Origin of the sequence: Phycicoccus sonneratiae, from assembly GCF_016887965.1 — a bacterium.
GTDB lineage: Bacteria > Actinomycetota > Actinomycetes > Actinomycetales > Dermatophilaceae > Phycicoccus > Phycicoccus sonneratiae.
The window spans coordinates 68,651-81,933 of sequence record NZ_JAFDVD010000021.1 but is presented as its reverse complement, the minus strand read 5'-3'; the positions used below and the strand labels follow the sequence as shown (position 1 = coordinate 81,933).

Annotated in this window: 9 protein-coding genes and 1 tRNA gene; 5 read left to right on the top strand and 5 right to left on the bottom strand. The window is 72.7% G+C overall.

The features are described from left to right. Window positions 1–33: 33 nt before the first annotated feature. Window positions 34–1,314, bottom strand: coding sequence for an AI-2E family transporter (locus JQN70_RS17135; protein WP_204132594.1), 1,281 nt, complete (start codon window positions 1,312–1,314; stop codon window positions 34–36). A gap of 160 nt (window positions 1,315–1,474) precedes the next feature. Here JQN70_RS17135 and JQN70_RS17130 point away from each other — a divergent pair. Continuing rightward, window positions 1,475–1,547, top strand: a tRNA-Ala gene (locus tag JQN70_RS17130). Window positions 1,548–1,678: 131 nt separating this feature from the next. Here the strand turns inward: JQN70_RS17130 and JQN70_RS17125 are convergent. The 4 genes from JQN70_RS17125 to JQN70_RS17110 all read right to left on the bottom strand — a co-directional run bounded on the left by JQN70_RS17125 (window position 1,679) and on the right by JQN70_RS17110 (window position 8,752). Beyond that, on the bottom strand, window positions 1,679–2,923 hold the full coding sequence (locus JQN70_RS17125) for a hypothetical protein (protein ID WP_204132593.1): 1,245 nt from the start codon (window positions 2,921–2,923) through the stop codon (window positions 1,679–1,681). After that, a complete protein-coding gene (locus tag JQN70_RS17120; RefSeq protein ID WP_204132592.1) occupies window positions 2,917–3,456 on the bottom strand; it encodes a SigE family RNA polymerase sigma factor in 540 nt (179 codons plus the stop codon). Before JQN70_RS17120 ends, JQN70_RS17125 begins: the two co-directional genes overlap by 7 nt. Before the next feature lie 116 nt (window positions 3,457–3,572). Further along, window positions 3,573–7,139, bottom strand: coding sequence for a TM0106 family RecB-like putative nuclease (locus tag JQN70_RS17115; RefSeq protein ID WP_204132591.1), 3,567 nt, complete (start codon window positions 7,137–7,139; stop codon window positions 3,573–3,575). A gap of 53 nt (window positions 7,140–7,192) precedes the next feature. Next, on the bottom strand, window positions 7,193–8,752 hold the full coding sequence (locus tag JQN70_RS17110) for a dolichyl-phosphate-mannose--protein mannosyltransferase (RefSeq protein WP_204132590.1): 1,560 nt from the start codon (window positions 8,750–8,752) through the stop codon (window positions 7,193–7,195). 56 nt (window positions 8,753–8,808) lie between these two features. Here JQN70_RS17110 and rsmI point away from each other — a divergent pair, with 56 nt between their 5' ends. From rsmI to JQN70_RS17090, 4 genes are all read left to right on the top strand, one after another. Beyond that, window positions 8,809–9,645 (top strand): 16S rRNA (cytidine(1402)-2'-O)-methyltransferase, encoded by an 837-nt coding sequence (gene rsmI / locus JQN70_RS17105; RefSeq protein WP_204132589.1) that lies wholly within the window; start codon window positions 8,809–8,811, stop codon window positions 9,643–9,645. 106 nt (window positions 9,646–9,751) lie between these two features. Next, entirely contained in the window at window positions 9,752–10,456 is a 705-nt protein-coding gene (locus tag JQN70_RS17100; RefSeq protein ID WP_307836050.1) for a succinate dehydrogenase cytochrome b subunit, read from the top strand. Window positions 10,457–10,469: 13 nt separating this feature from the next. Further along, a complete protein-coding gene (locus JQN70_RS17095) occupies window positions 10,470–12,470 on the top strand; it encodes a fumarate reductase/succinate dehydrogenase flavoprotein subunit (RefSeq protein ID WP_204132587.1) in 2,001 nt (666 codons plus the stop codon). Between the two features lie 52 nt (window positions 12,471–12,522). Next, window positions 12,523–13,260: a succinate dehydrogenase/fumarate reductase iron-sulfur subunit gene (locus tag JQN70_RS17090; RefSeq protein ID WP_204132586.1), complete on the top strand. Its 738-nt coding sequence runs from the start codon at window positions 12,523–12,525 to the stop codon at window positions 13,258–13,260. Window positions 13,261–13,283: the final 23 nt, after the last annotated feature.

The following is a 13,283-nucleotide window of genomic DNA, read 5'->3' as shown; positions in this document are numbered from 1 at the left end:
CTGCGCGGTAGCCCGCGACGAACGGGTGGGGTGTCAGTCGCGCTCCGGGCCCTCCGGCACCTCGGGGACGATCGGTGACTCCGGCGAGTCCTCGGCGGCCTGTGCGTGGGCCCGGGCCGTGTCCCGGGGCCCGACGACGTCGGACACCGACAGGTTCTCGGAGGTCTCGGGGCCGTCGGGGGAGTCGAGGAGGTGGTGGCCCACCGCGTTGAGCACGGCGATGGTCGGTACCGCCACGAGTCCGCCGATGATCCCCGCGAGGATGACGCCGGCCGCGATGGCGAGGATGACGGCCAGCGGGTGCAGGCGCATCGCCCGTCCCACGAGGAACGGCTGGAGCAGGTGGCTCTCGAGCTGCTGCACGCCGATGACGACGCCGAGCATGATGAGCGCCTTGACGGGGCCGAGCGCGACGAGCGCGAGGAGCACGGCCACACCACCCGAGACCGCCGCACCGACGATCGGGATGAAGGCGCCGAAGAACACGAGCAGCGCGATGCCGGAGGCGAACGGTACGCCGAGGACGAGCGCACCGACCCCGATGCCGGTGGCGTCGACGGCGGCGACGAGGACCGTGGCCCGGGTGAACGCCGCGAGCTGCCCCCATGCGATGAGCCCGGAGGAGTGCACCTTCTCGCGGGCGCCGCGCGGGAAGAGGCGGACCGCCCAGGCCCAGATGGTCGGGCCGTCGTAGAGGAAGAAGTAGAGGGTGAAGAGGGCGAGGAAGAAGCCCGCGATGACGTGGCCTGCGGTGAGCCCGGCGGCGGTCAGGGAGTCGGTGATGCCGCCCGAGCTGAGCGACTCGCGGGCCCGGTCGATGTAGTCGGTGAGCTGGGTGTCGGTGATGCCGAAGGTGTCCTGCACCCACTGCCGGATCTGCTCGATGCCGTCGGTGACCTTGCCGGTGATGTCGCCGAGCTGGCTCGTGAGCTGCGAGCCGACGAAGGAGAGCATCCCCGCGACCACGCCGATCGTGCCGAGCACCGTGATGCCGGCTGCCAACCCGCGCGGCACGACGCGCGAGAGGCGGGCGTAGAGGGGGTGCAGCAGGGCCGACAGGAGGAGGGCGACGATGATCGGGATGACGACCTCGGAGAGCAGGCTCGTCAGGTAGAGGACGGCGACGAGCGCGGCGCCGATGACCAGCGCCCGCCAGGCCCACTCGCTGGCCGTGCGCACGCCCCGGGGGACCGACCACTCCGGAGGCCGCCGCGGGTCCGCCGGACCGAGCACGTCGACCCCGGGGGCGGCCAGGTGCGCCGGGAGGTCGCCCGGGCCGGGGGAGCGGCGGGTGCCGGGCAGTCGCAGTCGCATGGCCCGACTCTAGGGGGTGGCGCCCACCACGGACCGGTCGCCGGGCGGTCGCAGCGCCCGGTGACCTGCGGCGACGTGGGCAGCGCCCTCGTGCGGACCGCGACCCCTCCCACCGGTTTCGGGGCGTGGTCGCGCTGGTGTTATCGTTTCTCCCGCACTCGGGGCTGTGGCGCAGTTGGTAGCGCGTCTCGTTCGCAATGAGAAGGTCAGGGGTTCGAATCCCCTCAGCTCCACCGATAGACAGAGGGCCCGGCACGCTTTTTCGCCGGGCCCTCTGTCTATCGGTAGCGGTGAGACGCGGGGATTCGGGAGGAGACTCCGGCGCGAAGCGCCGCCGCGCGACGGGTCCGGGGTGCACCGGCACTCAGGGCAGGGCCGCGACCGTGTACACGATGTCCAGCACCTGGTCGGAGTCCTCGGGGCCGGGCTCGTTCCACAGCACCAATCCGTGAGCGGTGTGGAGACCCTCCTCGTGCAGGTGCCGTCCGAGGGTCCGCAGCCGTGCGGTGGACGGCTCGAAGAGGTACAGGTCCTGCCGGTCGCCGACGGCGAACAGGACGCCCTCGGCGCCGATCGAGAGGTCGGTGACGGCGCGCGGGGGCAGGGTCGCAACGGCCGACCCGGAGTCGTCGAAGGCGACGATCTGCCGTCCCTCCGTGCACGCGAACAGGACGACGAGCATGGAGCCGGAAAAGCCGATCGAGGGAGGCGCCGCCGTGCTGCTGTCGGCGGGCGGAGTGCAACCCCGCGGCGCCCGCTCGGCGAGCACCTGAGTGGTGCCTCCGCGCTCGAGGCGGACCTCACCGCGCTGGTCGACCGTGGCGCGTTCGTCGGTGTTCCACGCGACGGCACGGCCGTCGAGCCCGGCCTCGTGAACCAGCGGACCCTCCGTGGTGCCGGTCGACCACCAGCGCAGCGCCAGGGACTCGCCCGCGAGGTAGACCCGGTCGTCGGTGCCGAGCGTCGCCTGCCACCCGAAGAACCGGCCCACCTCGTCGGTCGTGGAGACCGAGTGCTGGGACCAGGTGCCCGCTGCGCGGTCGAAGGTGAGGACGGCATCGGTGTAGTGCTGGCGCCCGACGAGGAAGACCAACCGGTCCGCCGTGAGTGACACCGCCCGGATCTCACCGACGCCGGGGTCCGGGTCCGGGAGCCGGGTGGTCCGGCCGGTGGCGGGGTCGACGAGGGCGACCTCCGTCCGCACACCGTCCGCGGTGAACCGGGTGCGCACCGCGAGCCCGTCGTCCGTGAGCCCGACGAAGCGGTCGGTGTCCTGGTCGTGCACCGGGTCCCGCCACAGCGTCCGGGTGGAGGTGAGGACGTCCAGCGGGGCCGGCTGCGCGCTGTCGAACTCGACGACGCGGCGCACCTCGAGCGGCGGTGGTCCGGCCGGGAGCGGGGCCACGGCGCGGTCGGGCCCGGTGATGGCCGAGCCGGCGAGGACGGCGACCACCCCCGCGACGACCGTGGCCGCGGCGCCGGCCCCGGCGAGCACGCGGCGGCGGCGCACCCGGTGCCGCCCCCCGGCCAGGGCCGCGACGACGTCGACGCCTCCGGTCGGCTCGTCGTCGACGGCTTCGTGCAGCGCCGCGCGCAGGTCGGTCACCATGCCGGTTCCTCCCTCGGTCCCCGGTCGTCGACCCCCAGGTCCCCTCCCGCCCGCTGGTACGCCCGACGCAGTGCGCCGATCCCCCGGGCGGTCTGGCTCTTGACCGTCCCCTCCCGACAGCCCAGCAGCGTCGCCACCTCGGCCACGCCGAGGTCCTCGTAGTAACGCAGGACGACGCACGCTCGTTGCCGTTCGGGCAGCGCTGCCAGTGCGTTCATGAGCACCACGCGCTCGGGGATGCCGGCCGTGGCGTCGTCGACCTGCTGCTGGGGCAGCACGTCGGTGACGACCTCCTGGCTCGAGCGCTTGCGGGCCCAATCGGCGTGCACGTGGACGACGGTCCGCCGGGCGTAGCTGCTCATGCCGGGCCCCGGCTCCAACCGCGGCCACGCGACGTACAGGCGGATCAGTGACTCCTGCACGATGTCGCCGGCGCGGTCCCAGTCCCCGCACAGGAGGAAGGCCGTGCGACGCATCCGCGGACCCATCGCCGCCGCGAAGTCGAGGAAGTCGTCGCCGTCGCGTCGGGCCATCAGCGTGCATCCGTCCTTCCCAGACACCTACTACACGCGGCCGGGGGCGGCAATGGTTGCATCGCGGGCGCGGGCCACGCGTGCGTCGCGCGGGCCGGCGTGCGGACGGGCACCGGTCAGGCGACGGGGTGCGGCTCGCCGACGCGCTCGGAGGTCACGGCGCCGTCGCAGAGGCGGAGGAACGCGCCGAGGGCGAGCAGCTCGTCGGGGGTGCGCGGCGAGAAGTCGGTGAGCACCTGCGAGCGCACGACGAAGGCCGAGTGCTTCGCGCGCGAGATCGCGACGTTGAGCCGGTGCCGGTCGAGGAGGAAGCCCATCCCGCGCGAGACGTCGGAGTGCGACGACGCGGCCATCGACAGGATGGCCACGGCCGCTTCCTGACCTTGGAACTTGTCGACGGTGCCGACCGCCACCTGCGGCAGCCCGGCGTCGTCGAGCACCCGCCGGAGCAGCCCGACCTGGGCGTTGTACGGCGTGATGACGATGACGTCGCGCTCGGCGAGCGGGCGCGCGCCCAGCGGCCGGCCGTCGTCGTCGCGCTCGCCCGGGTCGGACCACGACCGGCCGAGCAGGTCGCGGACGAGGTCGAGGACCACCTCGGCCTCCTCGACCGAGGTCGTCGAGTTGTCGCGGTGCTCGACGAGCCGCACGTGCAGTCCCGGGTCGATGCCCTCCAGCGTGCGGACCGCCGTCACGGCCTCCTGCGCGTGCAGCCGCCCGTCGTACGCCAGCCGGGACACCGGTGCGGTGAGGGCGGGGTGCATCCGCCAGGTCGTGGCGAGGAAGTAGCCGAGCTCGGGGGGCAGCACGGACTCGCCGCGCGCCAGCCAGGCCAGGGCCGCGAGATCGATCGGCTCGGCGTGGACCCCGGTGGTGACCTGCGGCAGCTGCTGCGGGTCACCGAGCAGCAGCAGGCGACGAGCCGCCACCGACACCGCGAGGGTCTTGGCGAGCGAGAACTGACCGGCCTCGTCGACGACGAGCAGGTCGAGCTGCCCGCGCCCGACCCGGGCCGGGTTCGTGAGGTCCCACGCCGTCCCGCCGACGACGTACCCGCGGCCGGCCGCCCGGTGCCCGGCCGCGAACCCGGCGAGCTCGTCGGCCTTGCCGAGAGCGGTCCACGCCGGGTCGGTCGTGGCCCGGGCCACCTTGCCCACCTGCTCGCCCGCCACCCCCGTCGACGACACGATCTTGGTCAGCACGTTCTCGACGGCGGCGTGGCTCTGCGCGCAGACCCCGACCGCCCAGCCCTGCTCGACGAGCCGGGCGACGACGTGCGCGCCGACGTGCGTCTTGCCGGTGCCGGGCGGCCCCTGGACCGCGACGTAGGAGTCGTCCATCCCGAGCAGCGCGGCGGTGATGGCGTCGACGTACCCGTCGGGCCCCGGACCCACCGGCGGCAGCGCGTCACCACCGCGCAACCTGGGCGGCACCCGGAGGAGCACGTCGGTGCCGGCGCCGACCGGCACCCGCCCGGTGTCTCGGACCGCCTCCGCGACCTCGGCGAGCGCGCGGTCGATGGGCGCCGAGCTGACGTTGTCGTTGGGCACGAGGGCGACGGGCACGTCGACGTGCGGCTCGCCGTCCTTGGGCTGGAGCTCCTCGACGAGCAGGCTCTGGTGCAGCCGGCCGTTCTCGGCGAGGCGGTCCTCGACCTCGAGCACCGTGATGGTGGCGGTCGAGCGGGCGTTGGCGTGCAGGCGCTCGGCGACGATGCCGAGCGGCGGCGGCGCCCCGTACACGGCCGAGACCGCGGCACCCACCCCGATGCCGTTCTGCCGCATCGGTTCACCGTGCAGCCGGACCGTGCGGCGCGGTCGCTGGCGCGGCGTGGCCTGCCACCAGTCGCGCACGACCTCGGCGGACTCGACGAGGAAGACGCCCTCCGCCGAGCGCCAGTCGCCGACCGGCAGCCGGAGCCGCTCGAAGTGCTCCTGCCACTTCGGCTTGTCCTCGCGCGCGTGGAACAGGACGGCGGACCCGACGAGCGCGACGGCGTGGTCGGCGTCGGTGCGCTCGGCGGCGACGACATCGGCCACGAGCCCCCGCACGGCCGCCTCGAGGTCGAGGGCCACCTGCCGCTTCTCGCTGACGACGACCTCGGACACCTCGTCCGGTGCCGGCAGGCTCCAGTCGTCGCCGAAGAGCTCGCGGCGCCGGTCGAGCAGCCAGTCACGGAGCCGGAGCGTCGAGAGGCAGTCGTCCTCGTTGTAGTGCGCGATCTCGGCAATGAGCGTCGCCGCCTCGTCATCGCGCCCCTCGATGCGCGCCGCCGTGAACTGGTGGTAGACGACGATGCTCTCGGCGCCGCCCTGGACGTCGCCCTCGCGCGCCTCCATGTAGAGCGGCTCGAGCTTCTTGATGGAGTACGAGCGCTGCGAGACCCGGATGCCGGCCCGCACGACCGAGTAGAGGTCGACGAACACGCCCTCGCGCAGCAGCTGGTCGACCTCGTCCTCGTAGACCCCGTGGCGGGCGGCCATCCGCAGCATCTCGGCCGGCTCGTAGGGCGCGTAGTGGTAGACGTGCAGGTCGGGCCAGCGACGCCGCCGCTCGGCGAGGTGGTCGACGAAGTCGACGAGCGCCTGCCGCTCCTCGTGCCGGTCGTGGGCCCAGAAGGCGCGGAACCGCGGTGCGCCGGAATCGGTCTCGACCATCCCGAAGAGGTACTCGAGACCCCAGACGGACGAGCCGGGCTCCTGCCACAACGGGTCGCCCTCGAAGTCGAAGAAGACGTCGCCCTCGCTGGGCGGCGGCATCAGCCGCAGCGCCGCGGGCCCGACGACCTCGTGACGCACTCGCCCGAGCGGGTCGGCGTCCTGCTCCTGCTGGAGCCGGGCCTGGGCCCGCAGGCGCTCGAGCATCGCCGCCCGCACGTCGAGGACCGGGCCGGTGGACGCCGCGAGCTCCTCGAGCGTCGTGATGCCGGCGTCGAGGAGCCGCCGGCGGGTCGGGCCCCGCATCCCGGCGACGAGCAGCAGGTCGCGGGCGGCCTCGGCCTCCGCGGAGCACACCGGGCAGCGGCCACAGGCCAGCCAGCGCGGGTCGCCCCACATCGCCGCCCCACCCTCGGCGAGGTGGTCGGCGAGCAGCGACTCGAGCCGCGCCCGGCGCGACCGGTACACCGGCAGCACGTCGCCGAGCGGGACGTCGCGCACGACGCCGTCGCCGAGCACGAGCCGCGCGACGGGAGCGACCGGCACCCCGGCCTCGTCGAGCAGGGCCGCGTAGGCCGCGACCTGGAGCAGCGCCGGGACGTTCTCGTGGCGGGCCAGCTTGGTGTCGCTGACGACCCAGCCCTGCGGCGAGCGCTCGAGGAAGTCGGCGCGCCCGACGAACCGGCCGTCGAAGAGCGTGGCCTGCGAGAGCACCTGCGCGTCGCCGGCGAGCGCCTCGAGGGTCCGGCCCATCGCCTCGGCGAGCCCGGCCGGCGAGTAGTCGGGGGAGGGCAGCTGCCGCACGCCGCCGGGGTGCTCGCGGCCGAGACGGCGCAGCTCGGCGTTCTCGTGCTGGTCGCCGAGGGCCGAGACGCGGGCGAGCATCGGGTCGTCGGGGTCCTCGACCGACGCGGCCAGCCCCCGGACGACGTCGAGCTGCCGCACCAGGGCGAACTCGCACTGCGACGCGGTGCGCAGGTCGGACGCGCTGAGGACCAGCCGCGCGTCGTCGCCGAGGAGGAACATGACCCGAACCTACGCCGCCCCACCGACACCGCCGGTGAGCCTCGGCCGCGACCTCAGATCCAGCTGGGGAACCACATCCGCCAGTGCCAGTGGTCGTACGGGATCGTGTCCGCCACGTACACGGGGTGGAAGAACGCGAACAGCGCGAGGGTGAGCGCGAGGTACCCGCCGACGACGTACACGCGCACCCGCCAGCGCGCCGGGTCCGCCGAGCGCTGCCCGACCCACAGCCCGACGAGGAAGGTCACCGCGAGCACCACCCACGGCTCGAAGGCCACGGCGTAGAAGGTGTAGATGGTCCGGTCCTGGTAGACGAACCACGGCAGGTAGCCGCCGACGATGCCGGCCGCGATCGCCCCGGCCCGCCAGTCGCGGCGCACCAGCCACCACCAGAGGACGACGAGCAGCGCGAGGATGCCGACCCACCACACCGAGATCGTGCCGATCGGGTTGATCGCCTGCGAGCACTGCGCGACGGTGCAGCCGTCGACCCCCTGCTTCGGGCTCTCGTAGTAGAAGGACGTGGGCCGGGTCTGGAGCAGCCACGACCACGGGTTCGACTGGTACGGGTGCGGGGTGTGCAGCGTCGTGTTGAAGGTGAACGCGTCCTGGTGGTACTTCAGCCAGTTCCGCACCACCGACGGCAGCCACTGCACCCCCTCGCCGGGGTTGTAGCGGTCCCAGTGCCGGTGGTAGCCGTTGTCGGAGAGGAACCACCCGGTCCACGACACCGTGTAGACCACCGCCGCCGTCAGCACCAGCTGCACCGCCGCGAACGGCCCGTCCCGGAGGAGCCCGCCACGCGCCCAGTGACGGACCCCGGCCGCGCGCCGCGCCCCGAGGTCCCACCAGACGGTCATCAGCCCGAAGGCCGCGAGGAAGAACAGCCCCGACCACTTCGTCCCCGTGCACAGCCCGAGCGAGACGCCGGCCACCCAGCGCCACGGCCGCCAGCCGAGCCACGGACCGCCGCCACCGGGCCACTCGCCGCGCCCCAGCGCCCCGACCTTCCGCGCCAGCACCTCGCGGCTGCGGTCGCGGTCGACGAGCAGCGCCGCGAAGGCGCACAGCGCGAAGAACATGACGATGATGTCGAGGATGCCGGTGCGCGACATCACGAAGTGCGAGCCCTCGAACGCCAGGAGGAACGCCGCCACGCACCCCAGGGCGGTCGACCCGAACATCCGCCGGGCGACCCGCCCCAGGATGAGGATCGACAGCGTCCCGAGGAGCGCCACCGAGAACCGCCAGCCCCACCCGGACTCCGGGCCGACGAGCCACTCCCCGAGCCCGATGACCCACTTGCCGACCGGTGGGTGCACGACGAAGTCGCCGTCGACCGTGCTGAAGACGTCGGGGTTGCCGCCGACGAAGGCCTCGTCCGGCTTCTTGAGCGAGGACAGCGTCCGCATCTCGACCCCGAAGCGGATCATCGACCAGCCCTGCTTGACGTAGTACGTCTCGTCGAAGACCAGCGCCTGCGGCCGCGCGAGGTCCCAGAAGCGCAGGACGCCGCCGACGAGGGCGATGAGCCCCGGGCCCAGCCACCCCCACAGGGTGTCGGTGGGCCGGACCCCGAGCAGGCGGTGGCGCAGCTCGTCGGTCCGGGTCACCGGCACATCGTAGGTGGGCCACCTGCGACCCCGACGGGCCGTGCGAGGATCGCGGGATGAGCGCCGGCGTCCTCGTCCTCGCGGCCACCCCGATCGGCGACCCGCGCGACGCCCCGCCGCGGCTGCGCGACGAGCTCGCCACCGCCGACGTCGTCGCCGCCGAGGACACCCGCCGGCTGCGTCGCCTCTGCGGAGAGCTCGGGGTCGAGCTCTCCGGCCGGGTCGTCTCCTTCCACGAGCACAACGAGTCCGGCCGCTCCGGAGACCTCGTCGAGGCGATGCTCGGGGGGGCCCGGGTCGTCGTCGTCACGGACGCCGGGATGCCCTCGGTCTCCGACCCCGGCTACCGGCTCGTGGCCGCGGCCGTCGCCGCCGGGGTCCGGGTCACCTCGGTGCCGGGGCCGTCGGCCGTCCTCACGGCGCTCGCCGTCTCCGGGCTGCCGGTCGACCGCTTCTGCTTCGAGGGCTTCCTGCCGCGCAAGGAGGGCGAGCGCGAGCGGGCCCTGGCGGCGCTGGCGGCCGAGCCCCGGACGATGGTCTTCTTCGAGGCCCCGCACCGGCTGGCCCGGGCCCTCGCCTCGATGGCCTCCGCGTTCGGCCCCGAGCGTCCGGCCGCCGTCTGCCGTGAGCTGACCAAGACCTACGAGGAGGTGCGCCGCGGCCCGCTCGCCGAGCTTGCCGCGTGGGCCGAGGAGCACGCGCGCGGCGAGATCACCGTCGTCGTCGCGGGGGCCACCGGTCCGGCGGCCGGGCTCGACGACGTCCTCCCTGAGGTGCTGTCGCGCACAGCAGCCGGCGAACGGCTCAAGGACGTCTGCGCCGAGGTCGCCTCGGCCACCGGGCTGTCGAAGAAGGCGCTCTACGACGCGGCCGTCGCCGCCCGCCGCGCGTAGACCGCCCGCCACCTGCGGCTACCTCGGGGTAACCGGGTGAATGTCACACCGCACCAGCCCTCGACAGCGGTCGATCCGGTGCGGAGCGGGGGCTAGGGTTCCCTCCGTGGCCACACTGACTCCCTCGCGCGCGGGGACGGCACGGCGGACCACGATCGGCCTCAAGGTCCTCATGGCAGCGACCGGCCTCGTGTTCGTCCTGTACGTCCTCCTCCACATGTACGGCAACCTCAAGGCGCTCGCGGGGGAGGAGGCGTTCAACACCTACGCCGAGCACCTGCGCACCATCGGCGAGCCGATGCTCCCGTACGGCGGCCTGCTCTGGGTGATCCGGGTCGTTCTGCTGGCCAGCCTCGTCGGCCACGCCTACTCGGCCTTCGCCCTGTGGAGCCGCGCGGGCAACGCCCGGCGCACGAAGTACGCCGCCGTGAAGACCGCGATGCGCACGGCGTGGATGCGCTGGGGCGGGGTCTTCCTGCTCCTCTTCATCGGGTGGCACCTGCTCCAGTTCACGATCCTCAAGTTCTCGGTCAACCCGGACAAGCAGGGTCCGGACGTGCAGCAGAACCCCTACGAGCTCGTCGTCGCGAGCTTCCAGGTGCCGTGGCTGACCCTGCTCTACGTCCTCGCGATGGTCGCGCTGGCCTTCCACCTCTCGCACGGTGTCTTCAGCGCGCAGCAGACCCTCGGCTGGACGATGACCCCGCACGCCTACCGTCGCGCCAAGCTCGTCGGCCACGCCGTCTCCGCCGTGGTCGTCGTCGGCTTCCTCATCCCACCGCTCGCCATCCTCTTCGGCCTGATCAAGTGAGGGCACAGAACCGATGACCGACACCACCGTCAACGCCGGGATCGCCCACGGCCTCTACACCGAGGGCGAGCCGGTCGCCGACACCAAGGCCCCGGCCGGCCCCATCGCCGGCAAGTGGACGCAGCGCAAGTTCGACGCCGCGCTCGTCAACCCCGCCAACCGCCGCAAGCTCGACGTCATCATCATCGGCACCGGGCTCGCGGGCGGCTCGGCCGCCGCGACGCTCGGCGAGGCCGGCTACAACGTCAAGGTCTTCTGCTTCCAGGACTCCCCGCGCCGCGCGCACTCCATCGCGGCCCAGGGCGGCATCAACGCGGCGAAGAACTACAAGGAGGACGGCGACTCGGTCTTCCGCCTCTTCTACGACACGGTCAAGGGCGGCGACTACCGCTCGCGCGAGACCAACGTCTACCGCCTCGCCGAGGTGAGCGCGAACATCATCGACCAGTGCGTCGCGCAGGGCGTCCCCTTCGCCCGCGAGTACGGCGGTCTCCTCGACAACCGGTCCTTCGGCGGCGTGCAGGTCTCGCGCACCTTCTACGCCCGCGGCCAGACCGGCCAGCAGCTGCTCATCGGCGCCTACCAGGCCCTCGAGCGGCAGGTCGCCGCGAAGACCGTCGAGCAGTTCACCCGCCACGAGATGCTCGAGCTCGTCGTCGCCGACGGCCGGGCGCGCGGCGTCATCGTCCGTGACCTCGTGACCGGCGAGATCGAGACCCACCTCGCCGACGCCGTCGTCCTCGCCTCCGGTGGCTACGGCAACGTCTTCTTCCTGTCGACCAACGCGATGGGCAGCAACGTCACCGCCTCCTGGCGGGCGCACCGCAAGGGCGCCTACATGGCCAACCCCTGCTACACGCAGATCCACCCGACGTGCATCCCGGTCTCCGGCGAGCACCAGTCGAAGCTGACCCTCATGTCGGAGTCGCTGCGCAACGACGGCCGCATCTGGGTGCCGAAGAACCGCGAGGACTGCGACAAGGACCCGCGCCAGATCCCCGAGGAGGACCGCGACTACTACCTCGAGCGGATCTATCCCTCGTTCGGCAACCTCGTCCCGCGCGACATCGCCTCGCGGCAGGCCAAGAACGTCTGCGACGAGGGCCGCGGCGTCGGCCCGATGGTCGGCGACTTCCGCCGGGGCGTCTACCTCGACTTCGCCGACGCGATCCAGCGCCTGGGCCGCGACGCCGTGGAGTCGAAGTACGGCAACCTCTTCGACATGTACGCCCGGATCACCGGCGAGAACCCGTACGAGACCCCGATGCGGATCTACCCGGCCGTGCACTACGTCATGGGCGGGCTCTGGGTCGACTACGACCTCCAGTCGAGCATCCCCGGCCTCTTCGTCACCGGCGAGGCGAACTTCAGCGACCACGGGGCCAACCGCCTCGGCGCCTCGGCGCTGATGCAGGGCCTGGCCGACGGGTACTTCGTCCTCCCGAACACGATCCGCGACTACCTCGCCAAGGGCCCGTTCGACAAGCTCGCCGCGGACCACCCGGCCGTCGTCGAGGCCCGCACCCGCGTCGAGGAGCGCACCACGCGCCTGCTCGAGATCAACGGCGAGCGCAGCGTCGACTCCTTCCACCGCGAGCTCGGCAACATCATGTGGGAGTACTGCGGGATGGAGCGCTCCGAGGAGGGGCTGCTCAAGGCCATCGACCTCATCCGCGGTCTGCGCGAGGAGTTCTGGCGCAACGTCCGCGTGCTCGGTGCCGCCGACACGCTCAACCAGAGCCTCGAGAAGGCCGGCCGTGTCGCCGACTTCCTCGAGCTCGGCGAACTCATGTGCATCGACGCCCTGCACCGCCGCGAGTCCTGCGGCGGCCACTTCCGGGCCGAGAGCCAGACCGAGGACGGCGAGGCGCTGCGCCACGACGACGAGTTCCTCTACGTCGCGGCGTGGGAGTTCTCCGGCGGCGACGGCGACGGCCAGATGTCGACGCCGGTGCTCCACAAGGAGGACCTCGTCTACGAGGCCATCGAGCTCAAGCAGCGGAGCTACAAGTGACGGCTCGCCGCTTCCCGCACCACACCACCGACACCCACCGAGGACTTCGCGCATGAACCTCACCCTCAAGATCTGGCGGCAGGCCGGTCCCCGTCACCCGGGCGAGATGGTCACCTACAAGGTCACGGACATCAGCGAGGACATGAGCTTCCTCGAGATGCTCGACGTCCTCAACGAGCAGCTCAACGCCAAGGGCGAGGAGCCCATCGCGTTCGACTCCGACTGCCGCGAGGGCATCTGCGGCATGTGCGGCCTGATGATCTCCGGCGAGGCGCACGGCCCCGAGAAGACGACGACCTGCCAGCTGCACATGCGCAGCTTCAGCGACGGCGAGGTCATCACCATCGAGCCGTGGCGGGCCAACGCCTTCCCGGTCATCAAGGACCTCGTCGTCGACCGCGGCGCCTTCGACCGCATCATCCAGGCCGGCGGCTACATCTCCGCGAACACCGGGTCGGCCCCCGACGCCCACGCGGCGCCGGTGCCGAAGCCGGCCGCCGACCGCGCGTTCATGGCCGCCGAGTGCATCGGCTGCGGGGCCTGCGTCGCCGCCTGCCCGAACGCCAGCGCGATGCTCTTCATGGGCGCCAAGGTCACCCACCTCTCCGAGCTGCCCCAGGGCCAGCCCGAGCGGATGGCCCGGGTCGTCTCGATGGTCGACCAGCACGACGAGGAGGGCTTCGGCGGCTGCACCAACGTCGGCGCCTGCTCGCAGGCCTGCCCCAAGGGCATCCCGCAGGACGTCATCTCCACGCTCAACAAGGACCTGCGCACCGCCCTGCGCGGCTGACCGCCCGCCTCGTCAGCGACGGC